Annotated in this window: 21 protein-coding genes; 15 read left to right on the plus strand and 6 right to left on the minus strand. The window is 66.3% G+C overall.

Annotation, left to right across the window (positions count from 1 at the left end; genetic code table 11):
* Window positions 1–243: 243 nt before the first annotated feature.
* Complete coding sequence (locus FGS76_RS12105) at window positions 244–765, minus strand: hypothetical protein (protein WP_138772899.1); 522 nt, start codon at window positions 763–765, stop codon at window positions 244–246.
* A 139-nt stretch (window positions 766–904) separates the two neighbouring features.
* On the opposite strand from FGS76_RS12105, the gene FGS76_RS12110 reads away from it, so the two are divergent.
* From FGS76_RS12110 to FGS76_RS12135, 6 genes are all read left to right on the plus strand, one after another.
* Complete coding sequence (locus FGS76_RS12110) at window positions 905–2,167, plus strand: 6-phosphofructokinase (RefSeq protein ID WP_138772900.1); 1,263 nt, start codon at window positions 905–907, stop codon at window positions 2,165–2,167.
* A 37-nt stretch (window positions 2,168–2,204) separates the two neighbouring features.
* Window positions 2,205–2,918, plus strand: a complete 714-nt coding sequence (locus FGS76_RS12115) for a sulfite exporter TauE/SafE family protein (RefSeq protein WP_240692524.1) — start codon at window positions 2,205–2,207, stop codon at window positions 2,916–2,918.
* Window positions 2,919–2,989: 71 nt separating this feature from the next.
* Window positions 2,990–5,158, plus strand: a complete 2,169-nt coding sequence (locus tag FGS76_RS12120) for a TonB-dependent receptor (protein WP_138772902.1) — start codon at window positions 2,990–2,992, stop codon at window positions 5,156–5,158.
* 61 nt (window positions 5,159–5,219) lie between these two features.
* Window positions 5,220–6,359 (plus strand): PepSY-associated TM helix domain-containing protein, encoded by a 1,140-nt coding sequence (locus FGS76_RS12125; protein ID WP_138772903.1) that lies wholly within the window; start codon window positions 5,220–5,222, stop codon window positions 6,357–6,359.
* Window positions 6,356–6,547, plus strand: coding sequence for a hypothetical protein (locus tag FGS76_RS12130; protein ID WP_138772904.1), 192 nt, complete (start codon window positions 6,356–6,358; stop codon window positions 6,545–6,547). Before FGS76_RS12125 ends, FGS76_RS12130 begins: the two co-directional genes overlap by 4 nt.
* Before the next feature lie 456 nt (window positions 6,548–7,003).
* On the plus strand, window positions 7,004–7,585 hold the full coding sequence (locus FGS76_RS12135; protein WP_138772905.1) for an LOG family protein: 582 nt from the start codon (window positions 7,004–7,006) through the stop codon (window positions 7,583–7,585).
* 157 nt (window positions 7,586–7,742) lie between these two features.
* Here the strand turns inward: FGS76_RS12135 and FGS76_RS12140 are convergent, their stop codons facing one another.
* Together FGS76_RS12140 and upp are read right to left on the minus strand one after the other, a co-directional pair.
* Window positions 7,743–9,047, minus strand: a complete 1,305-nt coding sequence (locus FGS76_RS12140; protein ID WP_138772906.1) for a uracil-xanthine permease family protein — start codon at window positions 9,045–9,047, stop codon at window positions 7,743–7,745.
* A 23-nt stretch (window positions 9,048–9,070) separates the two neighbouring features.
* Complete coding sequence (gene upp / locus FGS76_RS12145) at window positions 9,071–9,697, minus strand: uracil phosphoribosyltransferase (RefSeq protein WP_138772907.1); 627 nt, start codon at window positions 9,695–9,697, stop codon at window positions 9,071–9,073.
* Between the two features lie 213 nt (window positions 9,698–9,910).
* Between upp and ppa the strand changes: the two genes are divergently transcribed.
* Window positions 9,911–10,441 (plus strand): inorganic diphosphatase, encoded by a 531-nt coding sequence (ppa, locus tag FGS76_RS12150; protein ID WP_138772908.1) that lies wholly within the window; start codon window positions 9,911–9,913, stop codon window positions 10,439–10,441.
* A 157-nt stretch (window positions 10,442–10,598) separates the two neighbouring features.
* Window positions 10,599–11,303 (plus strand): OmpW/AlkL family protein, encoded by a 705-nt coding sequence (locus FGS76_RS12155; RefSeq protein WP_276607931.1) that lies wholly within the window; start codon window positions 10,599–10,601, stop codon window positions 11,301–11,303.
* 55 nt (window positions 11,304–11,358) lie between these two features.
* On the opposite strand, the gene FGS76_RS12160 is transcribed toward FGS76_RS12155, so the two are convergent.
* Window positions 11,359–11,970, minus strand: a complete 612-nt coding sequence (locus FGS76_RS12160; protein WP_138772909.1) for a hypothetical protein — start codon at window positions 11,968–11,970, stop codon at window positions 11,359–11,361.
* Window positions 11,971–12,119: 149 nt separating this feature from the next.
* Between FGS76_RS12160 and FGS76_RS12165 the strand changes: the two genes are divergently transcribed.
* The 5 genes from FGS76_RS12165 to FGS76_RS12185 are packed head-to-tail and all read left to right on the plus strand — an operon-like array spanning window position 12,120 to window position 16,309.
* The gene (locus tag FGS76_RS12165) at window positions 12,120–12,800 is read left to right on the plus strand and encodes a thermostable hemolysin (RefSeq protein WP_138772910.1); all 681 of its coding nucleotides are present in this window, start codon (window positions 12,120–12,122) and stop codon (window positions 12,798–12,800) included.
* Window positions 12,784–14,214: an AMP-binding protein gene (locus FGS76_RS12170; RefSeq protein WP_138772911.1), complete on the plus strand. Its 1,431-nt coding sequence runs from the start codon at window positions 12,784–12,786 to the stop codon at window positions 14,212–14,214. The genes FGS76_RS12165 and FGS76_RS12170 overlap by 17 nt, the downstream gene beginning before the upstream one ends.
* A complete protein-coding gene (locus FGS76_RS12175) occupies window positions 14,204–14,893 on the plus strand; it encodes an iron-containing redox enzyme family protein (RefSeq protein WP_138772912.1) in 690 nt (229 codons plus the stop codon). Before FGS76_RS12170 ends, FGS76_RS12175 begins: the two co-directional genes overlap by 11 nt.
* Window positions 14,877–15,662 carry an SDR family oxidoreductase gene (locus tag FGS76_RS12180; RefSeq protein WP_138772913.1) on the plus strand — a complete coding sequence of 262 codons (786 nt, stop codon included), beginning with the start codon at window positions 14,877–14,879 and terminating at the stop codon, window positions 15,660–15,662. Before FGS76_RS12175 ends, FGS76_RS12180 begins: the two co-directional genes overlap by 17 nt.
* A complete protein-coding gene (locus tag FGS76_RS12185) occupies window positions 15,659–16,309 on the plus strand; it encodes a tetratricopeptide repeat protein (protein WP_240692525.1) in 651 nt (216 codons plus the stop codon). Before FGS76_RS12180 ends, FGS76_RS12185 begins: the two co-directional genes overlap by 4 nt.
* Before the next feature lie 7 nt (window positions 16,310–16,316).
* On the opposite strand, the gene FGS76_RS12190 is transcribed toward FGS76_RS12185, so the two are convergent.
* Window positions 16,317–17,363, minus strand: a complete 1,047-nt coding sequence (locus tag FGS76_RS12190) for an AraC family transcriptional regulator (protein WP_138772914.1) — start codon at window positions 17,361–17,363, stop codon at window positions 16,317–16,319.
* A gap of 88 nt (window positions 17,364–17,451) precedes the next feature.
* Between FGS76_RS12190 and FGS76_RS12195 the strand changes: the two genes are divergently transcribed.
* Both FGS76_RS12195 and cmoA read left to right on the plus strand, forming a co-directional pair.
* Window positions 17,452–18,321: a metal-dependent hydrolase gene (locus FGS76_RS12195; protein ID WP_138772915.1), complete on the plus strand. Its 870-nt coding sequence runs from the start codon at window positions 17,452–17,454 to the stop codon at window positions 18,319–18,321.
* 123 nt (window positions 18,322–18,444) lie between these two features.
* Window positions 18,445–19,188: a carboxy-S-adenosyl-L-methionine synthase CmoA gene (gene cmoA, locus FGS76_RS12200; RefSeq protein ID WP_138772916.1), complete on the plus strand. Its 744-nt coding sequence runs from the start codon at window positions 18,445–18,447 to the stop codon at window positions 19,186–19,188.
* 74 nt (window positions 19,189–19,262) lie between these two features.
* Here the strand turns inward: cmoA and FGS76_RS12205 are convergent, their stop codons facing one another.
* Window positions 19,263–20,261 carry a DUF2333 family protein gene (locus tag FGS76_RS12205; protein WP_138772917.1) on the minus strand — a complete coding sequence of 333 codons (999 nt, stop codon included), beginning with the start codon at window positions 20,259–20,261 and terminating at the stop codon, window positions 19,263–19,265.
* Window positions 20,262–20,299: the final 38 nt, after the last annotated feature.

The raw sequence follows: 20,299 nt of genomic DNA on the forward strand, positions 1-20,299 counted from the left end.
GAAAGTTTAAAGTTAAAAGTTGAAAGGTCGCGGCCGCACGCCCCCACCGCGGCCTACGGCCGATCAACGTTGGCTGTAGCTGAAAGAGAGAATCGCGGCTGAAGCCGCTCCTACAGGGTATCGCAGGGTTTTGTAGGAGCGGCTTCAGCCGCGATCCCCACGGCGGACCGGCGGGCACGGCCCTTCAGCCCCCCCAACACCTCCCCTGCGTTTCAACTTTCAACTTGTAACTTTGAACCGCTCTCAACCCGCCGCCAACGCCTCCGGCATCACCATCCCAATCACCAAAAACGTCAGAATGAACAACCCGAACGCCAGCGCCAGGCCGAGCAGCGGGCCCACGGCGAAGGCGCGGTGGAAGATGAAACTCTGGATCGCCAGTTGCCAGCTGATCAGCAGCAGATAGAGGCCGTTGACCAACGCCGGGGTGCCGCCGGCGGCGTGGCCGAGCAGCAGCAGGGGCAGGGACACCAGGGTCAGGGCCAGGTCCACGCCGATCAGGGCCAGGGCGGTTTGCAGCCAGCGCGCCTGCAGCCCCTTGAACGCCAGGATCATGGCGCTGGCGCCGAGTATCAGCCCCAGGGAGATCAGCTGGGCGCCCACCATTTGTGCCACGGTCAGCCCCACCTGCAGGGTGGCGGCCAGCAGTTGCAGCACCATCCACAGCCCCAGCAGCATGCCCAGCAGCGGCGGGATATAGGGGATGTCCTCCGGCCCGCGACGGAACAGGCACAGGCCGGCGAAGAGTTTCAGCAGAGCATTCATATCAAGGGTGGTCCACGGCTGGCATCGGCGGCGTATTGTTTCAAAGCCCGCCAGCGGACTCCACTTTTCCCGGCCCGAAACATGTAACCGCCTCCAAGCTGGGATAGAATGCGCGCCTGAATCCCAGCAGGAGTCCGCCATGGCGCGCAAAAACGCTTTCTACGCTCAGTCCGGCGGTGTCACCGCCGTGATCAACGCCTCCGCCGCCGGCGTCATCGAAGCCGCCCGCGAACACAAGGCCACCATCGGCAAGGTCTACGCCGGCCGCAACGGCATCATCGGCGCCCTCACCGAGGATCTGATCGACACCTCCAAGGAAAGCAAAAGCGCCATCGCCGCGCTCAAGCACACCCCCGGCGGCGCCTTCGGCTCCTGCCGCTACAAACTCAAGGATCTGGAAACCTCCCGGCGCGAGTACGAGCGCCTGATCGAGGTGTTCAAGGCCCACGATATCGGCTACTTCTTCTATAACGGTGGCGGCGACTCCGCCGACACCTGCCTGAAGATCTCCCAGCTGTCCAAGACCATGGGCTATCCGATCCAGGCCATCCACGTGCCCAAGACCGTGGACAACGACCTGCCGATCACCGACGTGAGCCCGGGCTTCGGCTCGGTGGCCAAGTACACCGCGGTGAGCTGCCGGGAAGCGGCCCTGGACGTGGCCAGCATGTGCGCCACCTCCACCAAGGTGTTCGTGATGGAAGTGATGGGCCGCCACGCCGGCTGGATCGCCGCCGCCGCCGGCCTGGCCAAGGACAAGCCGGACGACGCCCCCCATGTGATCCTGTTTCCCGAGATCGCCTTCGACCAGAAAGCCTTCCTCAAGAAGGTGGACGACACCGTCAAGAAGGTGGGCTACTGCGTGATCGTGGTCTCCGAGGGTGCGCGCACCGCCGATGGCACCTTCCTGGCCGACGCCGGCTCCACCGATGCCTTCGGCCACAAGCAGCTGGGCGGCGTGGCGCCGGTACTGGCGCAGATGGTCAGGAACGAGCTGGGCTACAAATACCACTGGGCGGTGAGCGACTATCTGCAGCGGGCGGCCCGCCATATCGCCTCCGCCACCGACGTGGAGCAGGCCTACGCGGTGGGCCGGGCGGCGGTGGAATTCGCGGTGGCCGGCAAGAACGCGGTGATGCCCACCATCGAGCGCAAGAAAACCAAGAAGTACGGCTGGACCATCGGCGAGGCGCCGCTCAAGAAAGTGGCCAACGTCGAGAAGAAGATGCCGCGCAAGTACATCAGCAAGGACGGCTTCGGCATCACCCCCGCCGGCCGCGCCTACCTGGAACCGCTGATCGGCGGCGAATCCTACCCGCCCTACAAGAACGGCCTGCCGCAGTTCGCCGAACTGAAGCTGACCCCGGTGGCGAAGAAGCTCAACGACCACTTCGAGGTGTAAGCTGCCGGACTTCTCGCTGCTGGCGTGGACACTGATCGTGGTGTCCACCTACATCACGGGTATCTCGAAGGGCGGTTTCGCCGGGGGCTTCGGCTCCCTGTCGGTGCCGCTGATGGCCCTGGCCATCGGCCCCCTGCAGGCCGCCGGCCTGCTGCTGCCGCTGCTGATCGTCATGGACCTGCTCAGCCTGCGCGCCTGGTGGGGCCGCCATGACGCCGCTGAGGTCAAGCGGCTGGTGCCCGCCGCCGCCGTGGGCATCCTGGTCGGCGCCCTGGCGGTGGACAGCCTGGACGAGAACAAGGTGCGCCTGATGCTGGGCGTGATCTCCATCGCCTTCGCCGCCTATATGCTGTTCAAGCCCACCGTGCACCGCCGCCCGGGCCGCCTGTGGGCGGCGCTGTGCGGCGGCGGCGCCGGCTTCACCAGCACCCTGGCCCATGCCGGCGGCCCGCCGATGAACCTGTACCTGCTGCCCCGCCAGCTGCCCAAGGCCACCTTTATCGCCACCAGCGTGGTCACCTTCGCCTTTATCAACGCGCTCAAGATCGGCCCCTTTATCTGGCTCGGCGAGCTGACCCTGCATAGCCTGGGCACCTCCGCCCTGCTGATTCCGGTGGCCTGGTTCGGCGTGCGCAGCGGCATCTGGCTGCAGGCCCGGGTCAACGAGAAGGCGTTTTTCCGGCTGATCATCGTGTGCATGGCGCTGATCGGCGTGCAATTGATCTGGCGGGGCTTGCAAGGCGGAACATAATGCAAACCATTCTCATTATAGGTATAGTCGCAGCCATCGAATCCGCCTAATAACCGTCCACGGGGATCACCATGCGACCGACCGCCTTCCGGCTTTCCGCCCTCACTCTGGCCGTGCTTGCCGCCACGGCCCAGGCCCAGCAGACCAGCGCGCAAAACGACGATGGCAGCTACGACCTGGACGCGGTGCAGGTGCAATCCAGCGCCGATGCCTCCAAGCAGGGGCTCAGTGAGGTGTTCGCCGGCGGTCAGGTGGCCGAGGGCGGTAAGGTCGGCATCCTGGGCACCCAGGACATGATGGACACCCCCTACAGCTACACCACCTACACCGAGCAACTGATCGAGGACCAGCAGGCCGCCAGCGTCGGCGACATCCTGCTCAACGACCCGGCGGTGCGGGTGGCGCGCGGCTTCGGCAACTACCAGCAGGTGTACCTGGTGCGCGGTCTGCCGGTGTTCTCCGACGACATTACCTATAACGGCCTGTACGGCCTGCTGCCGCGCCAGTACCTGGCCTCCGAGTTCATCGAGCGGGTGCAGGTGTTTCGCGGCGCCAACACCTTCCTGAACGGTGCCGCCCCCGGCGGCAGCGGCCTGGGCGGCGCGGTCAATATCGTGCCCAAGCGCGCCCCCAACCGCGACCTGAACCAGATCACCCTGGACACCCAGAGCGGCGGCCACTCCGGCCTGGCGGCGGACTTCGCCGGGCGCTCCGAGGACGGCCGCTTCGGCATCCGCTTCAACGCCGCCCGCCACGACGGCGACACCGCCGTGGACGGCGAGGAAGCGGAGCTGTCCATGGCCCATATCGGCCTGGACTTCCGCGAGGAGGTGTTCCGTCTGTCCGCCGACCTGGGCTTCCAGAAGCACCGCGTGGACGGCGGCCAGCCCAATATCACCTACGCCGCCGGCGTGCCCATCGGCGACGCCCCGGACGCGGACGAATCCATCGGCCAGTCCTGGACCTATTCGGATTCCAACGACATCTTCGGCACCCTGCGCGCCGAATACGATTTCGCCGACAACATTACCGGCTGGCTGGCGGTGGGCGCCCGCCACGGCGAGGAAAACTCGATCTTCGCCAATCCCACCGTGAACAATATCAACGGCGACTACACCGCCAGCCGTTTCGATACCGCCCGTGAGGATTCGGTGCTGACCGGGGAAACCGGCCTGCGAGTCAACTTCGACACCGGCGCCATCGGTCATACCGTCACCGTTTCCGGCTCTCGCTACGAACTGAAATCGGACAATGCCTATGCGATGTCGTCCGCTTCGGTGACGGGCAACATTTATAACCCGACTACCGTGTCACGCCCGCCCGCCAACGCTTTCACCGGCGGCGATCTCGACAATCCTCAAATGACCATCAAAACCCAGTTCAGCAGCTTTGCGCTGGCGGATCAGTTGTCGATGCTGGATGAACGCCTGCTCGTGACTCTTGGCGCTCGTTTCCAGAATATTCAGGACAAGAGCTATGCCTACGGCGGCGGCGCCCGTACCGCGAACTACGATGACCATGCTCTGACACCATCACTGGGTTTTCTCTATAAGCTGACGCCGTCGGTATCGCTGTTTGCCAACTACATCGAGGGGCTCCAGAAGGGCGACGTCGCCCCCGCCGATGATGGCAACGGGAATCCCGTAGCAAACGCAGGTGAAGCTCTGGAGCCGTATGAGACAAAGCAGACCGAGGTGGGCATCAAGTATGAAGGCGGAGGTCTGGGCGGCAGCCTGTCGGTTTACCGCAGCGAGAAGCCGGAGGCCGGTCTCGAAGGCAATGTTTACAAAGAACTCTACGACCAGGAAAACACCGGCGTGGAACTGATGGCCTACGGCAACCTGACCCGCGACCTGACGGTGCTGGGCGGCGTCAGCTACCTGGACACCGACGTGGACGGCAACGACGCCATCGGTTCTCCCGAGACGCAGGCCAACTTGAACCTTGAGTACCGGGTACCGCAGCTGCCGGATCTGGCGGTGGACGGTCGGGTTATTTATACCAGCTCCCAGTACGCCGACGCCGCCAACACCCGCAAGGTGGACAGCTGGACCCGGCTGGACCTGGGCGGCCGCTACCTGATCGCCTTGAGCGACAGCCAGTTTCTGACCCTGCGTGCCCGGGTGGAGAACGTCACCGGCGAGGACTACTGGGCCTCCGTGGGTGGCTTCCCGGGCGCCGATTACCTGACCGTGGGCGCGCCGCGCACCTATATGCTGTCCGCCACCCTGGATTTCTGAACCGACCACCCAGCGCCCCGGTCCGCCGGGGCGCCCAGGCAGTCTTTCCATGCGACAACCGATGTCACAACGTTCCCTGCGACTCTGGTCCGCGATCCACAAATGGACCAGCCTGATCTGCACCGCCTTCATTCTGATGCTGTGCCTGACCGGCCTGCCGTTGATTTTCCACGATGAGATCGAGGCGGCCTTCGACACGGATCACTGGCAACCGGCCCACCCGGACGGCCCGATGCTGTCCCTGGACCGGATGCTGCGGGCGGCGCTCGACAACCGCCCCGGCGAAGTGCCGCTGTTCATGAGCTTCGACACCGAGCGGCCGGTGGTCAACGTGACCACCGGGCCGACCCCGGACGCCCCCGGCGGCGCCATGCATTTCGCCTCCTTCGACCGCACCAGCGGCGACCTGGTCCCCGGCCACCAGGACGGCGTTATGGAATTCCTGCTGCAGTTGCACACGGACATGTTCCTGGGCCTGCCCGGCATGTTGTTCCTCGGGTTCATGGGCGTTCTGCTGATCGCCGCCATCGTCTCCGGGGTGGTGCTGTACGCGCCGTTCATGCGCAAGCTGGACTTCGGCACCGTGCGGGTAAAACGTTCCCGGCGCCTGAAGTGGCTGGACTACCACAACCTGCTGGGCATCGTCACCGTGGCCTGGCTCACCGTGGTGGGCCTGACCGGGGTGGTGAACACCCTGGCCACGCCGATCCTGGATACCTGGAAGAACCAGTCCCTGGCGGACCTGACCGCCGGCTACCAGGGCGCCGCCGTGCCCACCCCGGCGGAGATGGCCTCCCTGGACGCCGCCGTGGCCCAGGCGGAGCAGGCGGCGCCGGACCAGACCCTGCAGTTCGTGGCCTTCCCCGGCGGCGGCTGGTCCACGGATTTCCACTACGCGGTGTTCCTGCACGGCAATACGCCGCTGACCTCGCACATCATCACCCCGGCATTGGTGGACGCGCGCACCGGCCAGTTCGCCGCCCTGCGCGAGATGCCCTGGTACAACAAAACCCTGGCCCTGTCCGGGCCGCTGCATTTCGGCGATTACGGCGGCTTGCCGCTGAAGATTCTGTGGGCGGTGCTGGATGTGATCACCATCGTGGTGCTGATCAGCGGGCTCTACCTGTGGCTGGCCCGGCGCCAGCCGGCGCCGCGCACCACCGCCGCGCCGGCCTCACCGCAGACAGGAGGCGCGCCATGAACAGCGCCCCACGACCGGCCCGGCGCCTGCGCCATATTTTCGCCGTGCCGCTGCTGATCGCCCTGGCCAGCCTGATCGGCCTGATGGCCGCCCTGCTCGGTGACGGCCCCATGGACTGGCTGTCCTGGCTGGGCCTGGGCCTGCCGGTGGCGGCCGTGGCCTGGGCCATGGGCACCCGGCGCCGCTGAGCGCTCTCAACCCCATCGAGCCGTAGGAGCGACTTTAGTCGCGATGAAGATGGCGCCGGAGGGGATCGCGGCTGAAGCGGAACGCCGCCCGGCCGCTCCTGCGCTGGCGGGAAGTCTCGCTGCAGCCGGGGCGCCCCTGAGCCGCATAAGCCCCTCGGGTAGGAGCGACTTTAGTCGCGATGAAGATGGCGCCGGAGGGGATCGCGGCTAAAGCCGCTCCTACAGCAATCTCCAGCCTGCGGAGCTACCCCTCGGTTCATCGTTGTTGGCACCCGGAACGGTTCCGCGTCCCGGATAGAGGCCTTCCGATTTGCGGCGGCATCATCGATCAGTTGCGTTCCACAGCCACCAGCGCCTGCCCGGAATAATGTCCGGCTCTGCTCCGGTTTGCGCCCGCCTCTGCGGCGGGGCATCCTTGGCGCCCCAACCGATACGGCCAATCAGTGGAGAAAGAACATGCGCAGTGTTTGTGTGTATTGCGGGTCCAGCCCCGGGCGGCGGGCGGTCTATGCCGAAGCCGCGCGGGCGCTGGCCGAGGAGATGGTGAAGCGGGACCTGGGCCTGGTGTACGGCGGCGCCAGCGTGGGCATCATGGGGGTGGTGGCGGACGCGGTGCTGGACGCCGGCGGCCGGGCCACCGGGGTGATTCCCGAGGCCCTGCGCGATAAGGAGATCGCCCACCCGGGGCTCACCGAACTGCACGTCACCTCTTCCATGCACGAACGCAAGACCCGCATGGCGGGCCTGGCCGATGGCTTTATCGCCATGCCCGGCGGCGTCGGCACCCTGGAGGAACTGTTCGAGATCTGGACCTGGGGCCAGCTGGGCTGGCACGAGAATCCCTGCGCCTTGCTCAATGTGGACGGCTACTACGACGGCCTGACCACCTTCCTGGACCACGCCACCGACCAGGCCTTCCTGCGCCCGGTCCACCGCGAAATGCTGATCGTGGAATCGGACCCGGCCCGGCTGCTGGACCGCATGGCGGACTATCAAAAACCGGAAGCCAAGACCTGGGTCCGCAAGGCGGATTTGTGAAAAGAGTGGTTGAAAGTTGCAAGTGAAAAGTTGAAAGGTCGCACCCGAAGCGCCTTACCCCGGGTTTGATCTGATTGAAACGCGGGCACGGCCTTGCCCCACGCTCGGACCCGACCCGCGTTTTAACTTTCAACTTTCAACTTTTAACTTCGAACCCTCAACGCTCTTTCTTCCTGGCATGCTCCAGCAAATCGTCCACGTATTCCTGCTCTTCGTGGAGATCGTCGGCGTCGTCCCGGGCCGACGGCAGCACTTGGTTAAGGAACACCGCCACCAGACCGCACAGGCTGATGCCCTGCAGGGTGAATTCGCCGTTGCCCACCACCATGCCGCCGATGCCGAAGATCAGGGTCACCGCCACGATCACCAGGTTGCGTTGCTGGTGCAGGTCCACCCGGGCCTTGATCAGGGTGTTCATGCCGACGCTGGCGATGGAGCCGAACATCAGGATCAGGATGCCGCCCATCACCGGGGTGGGAATGCTCTGCAGCAGGTGGCCGAATTTGCCGATAAAGGCCAGGGCGATGGCGAAGATCGCGGTCCAGGTCATCACCACCGGGTTGAACACCTTGGTGAGCATCACCGCGCCGGTGACCTCGGAGTAGGTGGTGTTGGGCGGGCCGCCGAACAGCGCCGCCGCCATGCTGGCGATGCCGTCGCCGGTGAGGGTGCGGTGCAGGCCGGGCTTTTTGATGTAGTCCTTGCCGGTGACATTGCTGATCGCCAGCACGTCACCCACGTGCTCGATGGCCGGCGCCAGGGCCACCGGAATCATGAACAGGATCGCCGGCAGGTGGAAGCTGGGGGCGACGAACGCCGGCACCTCCAGCCAGCCGGCCTGCTGCACGGTGGTGAAGTCCACCATGCCCAGCAGCAGGGCGGCCAGGTAGCCGGCCAGCACGCCGCACAGAATCGGCAGCAGCCGGAACAGGCCGTGGGCCAGGGTCGCCACCAGGGCGGTGGTGGCCAGCGCCACGGTGGATACCAGCAGCGCCTCGCCGTAGGGGAACAGCCGCTCGGCGCCGTTGCCGGTCATGCCCATGGCGAAGTTGACGGCGGTGGGCGCCAGGCTCAGGCCGATCACCATGATGATCGGGCCGGTGACCACCGGCGGCATCAGCCGGTGCAGAAAGCCCGGGCCGCGCCATTTCACCAGGGCGCCCAGGATCACGTACACCAGCGCGGTGCACATCAGCGCGCCCATGGTGGCGGATACGCCCCACTGGTCGATGCCGTGGCTGATCGGCGCCACGAACACGAACGACGAGGCCAGGAACACCGGTACCGAGCGGCCGGTGATCCACTGGAACAGCAGCGTGCCCAGGCCGGCGGTGAACAGCGCCACGCTCGGGTCCAGGCCGGTGAGCAGCGGCATCAGCACCATGGCGCCGAAGGCCACGAACAGCATCTGCGCGCCGATCAGGATGATTTTCCAGTTCCAGAATCCCGGTGTGCGGTCCATGGGTGTCGCCCCCTCGTTAGCGATTACTTGGTGCCGAAGATCTTGTCGCCGGCGTCGCCCAGGCCCGGCATGATGTAACCGTCCTCGTTGAGACCCTGGTCGATGCTGGCGGTGTAGATGGTCACGTCCGGATGCTCCTGCTCCACCCGGCGCACGCCTTCCGGCGCGGCCACCAGCACCAGTGCGCGAATTTGCTTACAGCCCGCTTTTTTCAGCATCTCGATGGTGGCCAGCATGGAGCCGCCGGTGGCCAGCATCGGGTCCACCACCAGGGCCAGCCGCTCGTCCAGCCCGTGGGCCAGCTTCTCGAAGTAGGCCACCGGCTGCAGGGTTTCCTCGTTGCGGTACACGCCCACCACGCTGACCCGGGCACTGGGAATCAGCTCCAGCACGCCGTCCAGCATGCCGATGCCGGCGCGCAGAATCGGTACCACCGTGACCTTCTTGCCCTTGATGCGCTGGGCCGGGGCCGGGCCCGCCCAGGTCTGCACCTGGTAGTCTTCCAGGGTCAGGTCGCTGGTCGCTTCGTAGGTCAGCAGGGCCGCCAGCTCGGCGGTCACCTGGCGGAAACTGCGGGTGCTCAGGCTCTGCTGGCGCAGGATGCCCAGCTTGTGCTTGACCAGGGGGTGGGTGATTTCATGGACGGGCATGGGCGGCGACTCCTCGGTGGCGCGGTTCACGTACACATCAAAGCCGGGATTGTACCGGCCCGGCGCCGTCTTCTCACGGGTCCCTGCCACTTTCGTGCCAGCCGGGGATCGCCGATTAGCCACGCGGGCCGCGCCATTGCTATAATCCGCGCCCATTCAACGGGGCACCGCCGCGGTCCCCTGCCCGCTGACCCATACGCTGAAGGACAGACCATGGATTTTGCAAAGGTACCCGCCGGAAAAGACGTTCCCGAAGACATCTACGTGGCCATCGAGATTCCGGCCAACGCCGATCCCATCAAGTATGAGATCGACAAGGAAAGCAACGCCATCTTCGTTGACCGCTTCATGTCCACGCCGATGTTCTACCCGGCCAACTACGGCTACATCCCCAACACCCTGTCCGAAGACGGCGATCCCATGGACGTGCTGGTGGTCACCCCCCATCCGGTGGTGCCCGGCTCCGTGATCCGTTGCCGCCCGGTGGGCATGCTCGACATGACCGACGAAGCCGGCAAGGACACCAAGGTGGTGGCGGTGCCGCACACCAAGCTGAGCAAGCTCTACGACGACGTCCAGGAAGTCACCGACCTGCCCAAGCAGTTGCTCGCCCAGATCAAACACTTCTTCGAGCACTACAAGGATCTGGAAGAAGGCAAGTGGGTGAAGGTCGACGGCTGGAAAGACGCCGCCTCCGCCAAGCAGGAAATCGTCAAGTCCGTGGAAGCCTACGAAAAGCGCTGATCGGCGCCCTTGGACCGAAGCAAGGCCGGGTTTGCACCCGGCCTTTTTTCGTTTATGGCCACGGCCTTGACCCAGGGCAATTCTTTTCGCCGGTGCCACTGGCACGCTATCCCCATCGCAATCAGGAATACATCAGGACCACAAAGGGGACAGCAAGATGGCATTCTCACGGCACACTCTGGGCAAAGCGGTAACCATGGCAATGGCCGGCTCCGTTCTGGCAATCGCCGGCGCGGCCCAGGCACACGAAGCCGGTTCTTTCATCGTGCGTGCGGGCGCCGCCACCGTTGATCCGCACGAGGACAGCGGCAATCTGAAATTCAACGGCACCGCCGCCCCCGGCACCAGTGCCACCCTGGACAGCGACACCCAGCTCGGCCTGACCTTCACCTACATGCTGTCCAACCAGCTGGGCGTGGAACTGGTGGGTGCCACCCCGTTCCAACACGAGGTTGGCGTCAAGGGTCTGGGCGCCGGCCTGGACGGCAAGCTGGCCGACATCAAGCATCTGCCGCCCACCGTGCTGCTGCAGTACTACCCGATGGACCCGTCGTCCGCCGTACAGCCCTATGTGGGCGCCGGCATCAACTACACCACCTTCTTCGAGGAAGACCTGACCGCCACCCGCAAGGCGCAGGGCTTCAGCGATCTGGAGCTGGACGACTCCTGGGGCCTGGCCCTGGAAGCCGGGGTGGACTACATGCTCACCGACAAGCTGCTGGTGAACGCCTCGGTCTGGTACATGGACATTGAAACCGACGCCACCGTGAAGGGCCCCACCGCCCTGAGCATCAGCGAAACCAAGGTGAACGTGGACGTGGACCCCTGGGTGTACATGGTCGGCCTCGGCTACAAGTTCTGATCCCGAGTCTCCATATCACACCGCCCCACCGGACAAGGCCCCGCGCCTTGTCCGGTCATTGCATGAACAGCACCCGCGCCCACGTCGCCAGGCTCCACAGGGTACTCAGCCACAGTAGCCCGCCCAACCCGATCCAAATCCCGTTCGCCCAGGTAATGCGGCTATTGGCGACACCATCCTGGTCACCGAGGGTGGCGTTGACCCGTTGCTGGCACCGCCCCAACGCCCACCATATCGGCAGCAGCATCACCAGACTCCCCAGCCACAGCAGCAGGCCCGGCAGGCCCGGTTGATCCATCAGATTGCTGCCCACGCTGGAAAACAGGGTGCACAGCACGTACACCACCGCCAGCAGCGATGGCTGGAAACCACCGGGCACACCCGCCGCCCGCGCCTCCCTGTCGATGCGATGAAACAAGGACGGCGCGAAAAAAATACTGAACACCGCGCGCAGCACCGGCAAACCGCCGCCGCCCCGCGCCTCGCGGTACAGCGCCCAGTTTTTATATTGCCAATACACGTCGTAGATCCCCATGGTGCTCCAGAACAGCAGCGAGAATTTCGCCGGCGAGACCAGATAAAAAAGCGGCGCGGGAGAAGACGGTGGCGGCGCGATTTCCGCCTGCGGGGGCTGGTACGGGTCCAGCGGGTTATTGCTATTGCTCATGACGTTCCCTTGACGATTTTCTCTAATTAGAAATGATTTTGTTTATTAATACGAGGCGCGTCTGGCGGTTTTATTTCCGCCTTTTTTTCCTTTAAGAGAGCATTAAGCTTGGCGGTGCCGAATGGGACTCTCAGAACCGGGAGTCCGCCATGACGCCAACCGTTTTCGACCCTGTTTGCCTGCGCCGCCCCCTGATGCTCAAGGGGGTGCCGCTGGAGGCCCGACTTTGCCGCCCCGGCGAGCCCGGCTACCACGACGCCGCCGCCTTCGCGCGCCAGCGCTACCGTGCCAGCTACGGGGCCCGCCCGCGCATTACCGCCCCCACCCTGATGGCGCTGAACGATCCGTTCGGCCAGCCCCGGGCGGTAGCCGCCCTGACCCCAGCCGCCGGCCACCGGCTGTTTCTGGAGCAGTATCTGGATGCGCCGCTGGAACAGGCGGTGTCGGCCCTGGCCGGCACGCCGGTGGCCCGCCACCGCCTGCTGGAAGTGGCCAGCCTGGCCGCCGACGGGTCCGGCGCGGGCCGGCTGCTGTTCATCGCCCTTACCGCCCTGCTGCCGTCGCTGGGGGTGGACTGGATCGCCTTCACCGCCACCCTTCAGGTGCGCAATATGTTCGCGCGCCTGGGGCTGGCGCCGGTTTGCCTGGCCCCGGCGGACCCGGCACGGCTGCGCACCGACGCCGCCCGTTGGGGCGATTACTATCGCCACGATCCCCGCGTCATGGCCGGCTATGTGCCGCCCGGCCACCACACCCTGAGCCGCGCCGGCTGGCTGCATCCGGCCCCCGGCTATGGCGATCCGGAGGTGCGTCATGACGTGGTTGCTTGATCGCCTGGCCGCCCACGCCCGCCACCAGCCCCGCGCGGTGGCCCTGGAAGACGCCCACGGGGAAATCACCTACTCCGCCCTGCACCTGCGCGTGGCCCGCCAGGCCGAGCGCCTGCGCGCCGCCGGCGTGCGCCGCCTGGCCCTGGCCGGGGGCAACAGCCCGGCCTGGGTGGTGGCCGATCTGGCCGCCCAGCAGCTGCGCATTCCGGTGGTGCCGGTGCCGCCGTTCTTCAGCGACGAGCAACGCCGCCATCTGATGCACGAGGCGCGCCTGGATCATCGCTATGACACCGATGGCGACCAGTTGACCGCCACCGGCGTGGCGCCGGCGTCCAGCGGCGGGCCGGCCAAGATCACCTTTACCTCCGGCAGCACCGGCACGCCCAAAGGGGTGTGCCTGGACGACGACCACCTGCGCCGCACGGTGATCGCCCTGGCCGATGCCCTGGCGCCCCACGCCGGCGCCCGCCATCTGTGCGTGCTGCCGCTGGCCACCCTGCTGGAAAACGTGGCCGGCGTGTATGTGCCGCTGTGGCTGGGCGCCCGGGTGATGTTGCCGGACCTGGCCAGCCTGGGCTTTAACGGCAGCGCCCGGCTCGACCCGGCCGCCTTCGCCGCCGCTCTGCAGCAATGGCGGCCGCACAGCGTGATCCTGGTGCCGGAGCTGTTGCGGGTGCTGACCATGATGGCCGGCCAGGGCGTGGCGCCGCCGCCGTCGCTGCGCTTTATCGCGGTGGGTGGCGGCAAGGTGGACCCGGGCCTGCTGACCGCCGCCCGGCATCTCGGCTTACCGGTGTTCGAGGGTTATGGCCTGTCCGAATGCGGCTCGGTGGTGGCGCTCAACGTGCCCGGCGCCGACCGCCCCGGCAGCGTCGGCCGGGTGCTGCCCCACGCCCGGGTGCGGGTGGACGAGCACGGCGAGATCCATGTCCGCGACGCGGTGATGCAGGGCTACCTGGACCAGCCCGCCGGCGACGAATGGCCCACCGGTGATCTGGGGCGCCTGGACGCGGACGGTTTCCTGTATGTGCACGGCCGCCGCAAGAACCTGCTGATCACCGCCTTCGGCCGCAATGTGAGCCCGGAATGGGTGGAGACCGCGTTTCAGGTCTGCACCACGGTGCACGGCCTGGTGGTGCAGGGCGATGGCGAGGCCAGCCTGCGGGCGGTGGTGGTGCCGCTGCCCGGCGCCGACCCGCACCAGCTGCGCGCGCAGATCGCCCGGGTCAATGAAGGCCTGCCGGACTATGCCCGGGTCACCCGGATCGCCATCGCCGAGGCCCCGTTCACGGTGAACAACGGCCTGGCCACCGCCAATGGCCGGCCCCGCCGTGACGCCATCGCCCAGCGCTATCCCGACTCCTCTTTTATTTCCGTTGAAGACGAACACACCGAGGTATCCCATGTTTCATGACACTCTGCAGCAGCAAACCGAACAGGCCCGCGCCCACCTGCTGCGCGCCCCGGTCCTGGCGGCGATTCCCGAAGGCCGCTTCAACCTGGAGAGCTATCGCTATTTCCTCAGCCAGGCCTACCACCACGTAAAACACACGGTGCCGTTGATGATGGCCTGTGGCGCCCGCCTGCCGGCACGGCTGGAGTGGATGCGCGAGGCGCTGGTGGAATACATCCGCGACGAGTACGGCCACCAGGAGTGGATTCTCAATGACCTGGAGGCCCTGGGCGCGGACGTGGACGCGGTGCGCCATGGCCAGCCGGACCTGCCCATCGAGATGATGGTGGCCTGGCTGTACGACGCCATCGCCCGTGGCAACCCGGTGTCGTTCTTCGGCATGGTGCACGTGCTGGAAGGCACCAGCATCGCCCTGGCCACGCCCCTGGCCGAGCAGGTCCAGAACACCCTGCATCTGCCCAAGAAGGCGTTCAGCTACCTGTATTCCCACGGCGCCCTGGACCAGGACCACTATCAGTTCTTTACCGGCCTGATCAATCGCATCGAGGACCACGACGACCGCCAGGCGGTGATCCATGCCAGCAAGGTGATCTACCGGCTCTACGGCGACATGCTGCACGCCGTGCCGGTGGCCGCCGCCGGTGAGCAACGGGGAGGTGCCCATGAGCGGGTCGCCTGAGCGTAGCTGGTTGCTGCTGGGCGCCAGCGGCGGGATCGGCGCCGAGGTGCTGCGCGCGCTGCTGGACCGGGGTGACCGGGTGCTGGTGGCGTCACGGCACGGGCGCGCCCCGTTCGAACACCAACGGGTGGTGCCGGTGCGGCTGGACCTGACCGCCCCGGACCTGGGCGCCCGGGTCACCGACCTGGTGGCGGAGCTGGGCCTGCCGGATGGGCTGATCCACTGCGCCGGGGTGAACCATTTCGTGGACGCGGAGGGCAACGACGACGCCTCGCTCACCGAAACCCTGGACGTGAACCTGCGCAGCGCCCTGGTGCTCAGCCGCGAGCTGCTGCCGGGCATGCGCCGCCGGGGCACCGGCACCCTGCTGTTCGTGGGCTCCACCTTCGGCAGCATCGGCTACCCCGGCTACACCGCCTACTGCGCCAGCAAGTTCGGATTGCGCGGCTTCACCGAAGCCCTGCGCCGGGAACTGGCGGACACCCGTATCCGGGTGCGCTACGTGGCGCCCCGGGCCACCCGCACCGCCATGAACGGCCACCAGGTGGAAGCCATGAACCGCACCCTGGGCAACCGCATGGATGCCCCGGAGGCGGTGGCGCGCCGCATCGTGCGCGCCCTGGACGGCCGCCCCGCCAACACCTTCCTGGGCTGGCCGGAAAAACTGTTCGTGCGCCTCAACGCCCTGCTGCCGCGTCTGGTGGACAAGGCCCTGCGTAAACAACTGCCCGTGATTCAACGCTTTCTTAAACAAGGAGCTTCATCGTGAAACACTTCTTTGGTTTCGTTCTGCCCCGCCTGCTGGCGGTGATGCTGGTGGCCCTGCCCTGGGTGGCCCGGGCCGATGCCTTCGACGACGAGCTGCTGGCGATCCAGACCCGTTGGGCGGAGATTCAGTATCAGACCGCCGACGACCAGAAGGCCGACGCCTTCGAGGCGCTGCGCGACCGCAGCCAGCGGTTCGCCGCCGCCCACCCGGAGCGCCCGGAAGCAAAAATCTGGGACGGCATCGTGCTCAGCACCTGGGCCGGCGCCAAGGGCGGGCTGGGTGCCCTGTCACTGGTGAAAAAAGCGCGCCAGGATTTCGAGCAGGCCCTGGCCCAGGATGAACGCAGCCTGGACGGCTCCGCGCTCACCTCCCTGGGCAGCCTGTACTATCAGGTGCCCGGCTGGCCGATCGGTTTCGGCGATGACGACAAGGCCCGGGAACTGCTGACCCGCGCCCTGGAGATCAACCCGAACGGCATCGACAGCAATTATTTCTACGCCGACTTCCTGCTCGACCAGGGTGATCAGGACGGCGCCCGCCGTTACTTCACCAAGGCCCTGCAGGCGCCGCCGCGCCCGCAACGGCCGCTGGCCGACCAGGGCCGCCGGCAGGACATCCAGAGCAAGCTGAAAGGCATGAACTCCTGAGCCCCCACTAACCGGCCTGGCCGGGGCCGCCGCCCCGGTAGGCCCCGGGGGTGCGGCCGCTCCAGCGCTTGAAGGCGCGGGAAAAGTTGGCCACATCGTTATAGCCCAGGGCGTAGGCCACCTCACTGATGCTTAGGGTGCCGTCGCTCAGCAACTTGCGCGCCCGCCGGTAGCGGACTTCGTCCTGAAGTTCCCGGTAGGTGAGCCCGGCCTGCTGCAGATGCCGCTTCAGGGTCCGGGCCGACACCGCCAACCGCTCGGCCATCTCGGCCAGATCCGGCGGCGCGCCTTCCCCATCGCGCAACGCGGCGCGCACCCGCTCCGGCAGCGGGCCTTCCTGATTGGCCCGCCAGCGCCGGAATTCCAGCTCGCATTGTTCCCGGGCCAGCGCTTCCGATTGGGGGTCCGCCAGCCGCGGCCGGGCCGCCAGCAACCCGGCGGACAGAATCAGGGCATCGCGGGGCTGGTCATAGCGCACCGGCACCGACACCGCCTTGCGCAGCGCCTCTCCATGGGCCGGCGGCGGCCCCTGGAAATGCACTTCCGCCCCCTCCGGCGGCGCCTCCATCAGTTGCTCAAGCATATGCACGAAGCCGATCACCATTGCCTCGATCACGAAGCTGCGCACCGGTCCCGGGCCGAAATCTGTGCGCAAACACAGCGCCTGGCGCCCGTCGCCCAGGGGTTCCCGCTCCACCACCAGAAAGGGGGCGCGCAAGCCCAGGTAACGGCGCGCCGCCTCCAGGCCATCGTCGATGGTGGCGCTGGACAGCGCCAGCAGGCCCACCGGGCCATGCAGGGTGATGCGCATGGCCCGGGCATAGCGAAAGCCCAGGCCCGCCTCGCCGACCAGGGCGAGCGCGGCTTCCGCGGCCAGATCGGCGCGTTCCAGGGGCAGCCGGAACTCCGGGTCCAGCAATTGTTCACGGCGGGTGCCCAGCCGGCGCAGCAGCGGCGCCGGGTCATGGCCCAGGCCGCTGAGCACATCGCACAGCAGCACCACATAGATTCCCGGTATTCCGGGGGTGAACCAGGCACGGCCCGAAGTCACCACAGGTTGGCCCTCCACTACAAGACCGCCAAGGCCCGACTGGACCATAGTTGTTACCATCAATCAATGACACCCGCATCCGGAGTCGCCGATGACATTGTTTTCCCGTTCCCGCCGCGCCATGGCGCGGCTGCCGATTCGCCCCCGGCGCATGAACTTCAAATTCCAGGGGTTCGAGCAAAGCCGCTACTGGTTCGACAACGATCCGGTGCTGACCCATTTCATGAATGTGCTGTCGGTGACCTTCCCGGACGGCGAGCGTTTCTTCGTGGACGCGGTGCGCGCCTTCCGTGACCAGGTGGACGATCCGCAGCGGCAGAAGGACATTTCCGGCTTTATCGGCCAGGAAGCCATGCATTCCCTGGAACACCAGGCCTTCAACGACCTGGTGGCGGGCCAGGGCCCGGACCAGGACGCACTGGTCAACGAGGCCCTGGGCGTGGCCCGGCGGCTGCTGGCCGGGGCGCGCAAGCATCTCAGCGCGGAGCGCCAGCTGGCCGCCACCGCCGGCCTGGAGCACATCACCGCGATTCTGGCGGACACCATTCTGCGGCGCGCGGATATGGTGGAGAAGATGGACCCGTCGGTACGCCCGCTGTGGGTGTGGCACGCCATCGAGGAAACCGAGCACAAGGCGGTGGCCTTCGATCTCTACCAGGACGTGGACGGTGACTACTGGCGCCGGCAACGGGCGTTCTTCTACGGCACCGCCTATCTGGTGGCGTTCAGCAGCTACTTTACCTGGCGTTTTCTGCGCCAGGAGGGCCTGCACCGCCGCCCGCTGGTGCTGGGCAAGGGGCTGTGGAAGATGTTCGGCTACAAGGGCGTGGTGAGCCAGGCGATTCCGGACTGGTTCCAGTACCTGCGGCCGGGCTTCCACCCGTGGCAGGACGACAATTCCCACCTGCTGGAAAAATGGCGCGCCACCCTGCCGGAACCGGCGGTGTCCGCCGCCGCCTGATCAGCGCCGCCCCGCCGGGCCAATGCCCGCGGGGCTCCGCCGCGCCTCCAAGTTCCGCTACACTCTGCCACGCACGATACCGTGCCACCGGGAACCAGCCAGGCAGAGAACGCGAGGCGTACCATGACATCCGACCGCAGGGATCGACTGTTCAGCGAGCAGGACAGGGCGATCGCCGACTTCGACTTTGGTGAACGCACCGCCGAGGTGTTCGACGATATGCTGGACCGCAGCATTCCCCAGTACCGGGAGCTGCAACGCATGATCGGCGAACTGGCGGCGCGCTTCGCCGTGCCCGGCTCCCGGATCTACGATCTGGGCTGCTCCACCGGCATCACCCTGCACAGCCTGGATCAGACCGTGGACCCGGCGGTGGAGCTGGTGGGGCTGGACTATTCCGAGGCCATGCTGGACAAGGCCCGCGCCAATCTGGCCGGCCTGCCGGAGGGGCGCCTGCGGCTGTGCGCCGGCGATCTCAACGAGGGTGTCACCATCGACAATGCCTCGGTGGTGGTGCTGAATCTGACCCTGCAGTTCGTGCGCCCGCTCAATCGGGAGGGTCTGCTGCGTTCCATCGTTGAGGGGCTGCGCCCGGGTGGCGCCCTGATCCTGGTGGAGAAGGTGCTGGGCAGCGATGCGCTGCTTAACCGGCAGTGGATCGCGCTCTATTACGAGATGAAAAAGCGCAACGGCTATTCGGAAACCGAGATCGCCCGCAAGCGCGAAGCCCTGGAAAACGTGCTGATTCCCTACCGTCCGGACGAGAACCTGAGCATGTTGTCCCGGGCCGGGCTGAGCAGTGTGGACATGTTCTTCAAGTGGTATAACTTCGCCGGCTTTATCGGGGTGAAGGCGGATCGCGGCTGAAGCCGCTCCTACAAAAGAAGCGCATCGCGACAAAACCACCCCCCTTCCGTAGGAGCGGCTTCAGCCGCGATGGTTTACCCCTCCTGCAGTAGCTTTCTCAGGTCGATAAGGGCGGCGTTGGCGCGGGACAGGTAGTTGGCCATCACCAGGGAATGGTTGGCGAACAGGCCGAAGCCGGAGCCGTTGAGAATCATCGGGCTCCACAGGGTTTGCTGGGTGGCTTCCAGTTCGCGGACCATCTGCCGGAAGCTGACGGTGGCGTTCTTGCGCCGCAACACGTCGGCGAAATCCACTTCCACCGCCCGCATCAGCTGGGCCAGCGCCCAGGAAGCGCCGCGCGCCTCGTAGAACACATTGTCGATTTCCATCCACGGTGTCTGCACGTAGGTCTCGCGCTCGTCCAGCTCGCCCACCGGGGTGTCCTGGTCGGTGTTCAACTGGGTGCGGCCGACGCTCTGGCTGAGACTCAGGCTCAGGGAACCGAGCCGGTTCTGCACTTCGTTGAGCCAGTAGTTCAGGTTGTCCGCGCGGGTGTAGAAGTGGGCGCTGCCATCGGCGCGGCGCAGCGCCGCCAGATAGTTTTGCAGCGCCCGGATGCCGCGCCGGTATTCGCTTTCGGTGGCCGGCATGGCCCAGCTCTCGGAGTCGAAGTTGAACTGCGGCTCGGCCACCGCCAGGAACGGGTCCTCCTGGCTCTGGGACTGGGAGCGGCTCATATCGCGGCGCATCACCCGAGTCACGTCGCGCAATTGCACCAGCACGCCGTATTCCCAGCTCGGCATGTTGTCCAGCCACAGCCGGTGCGGCAGCATGTCGTTGCTGAGGTAACCGCCGGGCTTGTCCAGCAGGGTGCTGGCCACATGGATCACTTCGCGGGTCACGGTTTCGCCGGGCACCGCGCCATCGGCGCGGCTCACCGGCTGCAGGTCCGGCTCCCAGCTCCAGTACCAACCCAGCGCCACGTCCACCAGCAGCAGAAGCAGCACCAGCCCCAGCAGGCCTTTCCAGATACGGTTGTTCTTGGGATCGAGCAGGCGGTCTCCGACCTTCTGTCCGAATTTATCTTCTTTCATGGGCGTTCCCCGGTTTCCTTCGTCGCCACTATAGCCCA

Origin of the sequence: Alloalcanivorax gelatiniphagus, assembly GCF_005938655.1 — a bacterium.
Taxonomy (GTDB): Bacteria; Pseudomonadota; Gammaproteobacteria; order Pseudomonadales; family Alcanivoracaceae; genus Alloalcanivorax; species Alloalcanivorax gelatiniphagus.

Coding starts and splice junctions, on each gene's coding strand:
- FGS76_RS12155 (WP_276607931.1), top strand. CDS start 10,599: ATGGCATTCTCACGGCACACTCTGGGCAAAGCGGTAACCATGGCAATG.
- FGS76_RS12165 (WP_138772910.1), top strand. CDS start 12,120: ATGACGCCAACCGTTTTCGACCCTGTTTGCCTGCGCCGCCCCCTGATG.
- FGS76_RS12135 (WP_138772905.1), top strand. CDS start 7,004: ATGCGCAGTGTTTGTGTGTATTGCGGGTCCAGCCCCGGGCGGCGGGCG.
- FGS76_RS12180 (WP_138772913.1), top strand. CDS start 14,877: ATGAGCGGGTCGCCTGAGCGTAGCTGGTTGCTGCTGGGCGCCAGCGGC.
- FGS76_RS12175 (WP_138772912.1), top strand. CDS start 14,204: ATGTTTCATGACACTCTGCAGCAGCAAACCGAACAGGCCCGCGCCCAC.
- cmoA (WP_138772916.1), top strand. CDS start 18,445: ATGACATCCGACCGCAGGGATCGACTGTTCAGCGAGCAGGACAGGGCG.
- FGS76_RS12125 (WP_138772903.1), top strand. CDS start 5,220: ATGTCACAACGTTCCCTGCGACTCTGGTCCGCGATCCACAAATGGACC.
- FGS76_RS12195 (WP_138772915.1), top strand. CDS start 17,452: ATGACATTGTTTTCCCGTTCCCGCCGCGCCATGGCGCGGCTGCCGATT.
- FGS76_RS12160 (WP_138772909.1), bottom strand. CDS start 11,970: ATGAGCAATAGCAATAACCCGCTGGACCCGTACCAGCCCCCGCAGGCG.
- ppa (WP_138772908.1), top strand. CDS start 9,911: ATGGATTTTGCAAAGGTACCCGCCGGAAAAGACGTTCCCGAAGACATC.
- upp (WP_138772907.1), bottom strand. CDS start 9,697: ATGCCCGTCCATGAAATCACCCACCCCCTGGTCAAGCACAAGCTGGGC.
- FGS76_RS12130 (WP_138772904.1), top strand. CDS start 6,356: ATGAACAGCGCCCCACGACCGGCCCGGCGCCTGCGCCATATTTTCGCC.
- FGS76_RS12140 (WP_138772906.1), bottom strand. CDS start 9,047: ATGGACCGCACACCGGGATTCTGGAACTGGAAAATCATCCTGATCGGC.
- FGS76_RS12110 (WP_138772900.1), top strand. CDS start 905: ATGGCGCGCAAAAACGCTTTCTACGCTCAGTCCGGCGGTGTCACCGCC.
- FGS76_RS12205 (WP_138772917.1), bottom strand. CDS start 20,261: ATGAAAGAAGATAAATTCGGACAGAAGGTCGGAGACCGCCTGCTCGAT.
- FGS76_RS12120 (WP_138772902.1), top strand. CDS start 2,990: ATGCGACCGACCGCCTTCCGGCTTTCCGCCCTCACTCTGGCCGTGCTT.
- FGS76_RS12105 (WP_138772899.1), bottom strand. CDS start 765: ATGAATGCTCTGCTGAAACTCTTCGCCGGCCTGTGCCTGTTCCGTCGC.
- FGS76_RS12170 (WP_138772911.1), top strand. CDS start 12,784: ATGACGTGGTTGCTTGATCGCCTGGCCGCCCACGCCCGCCACCAGCCC.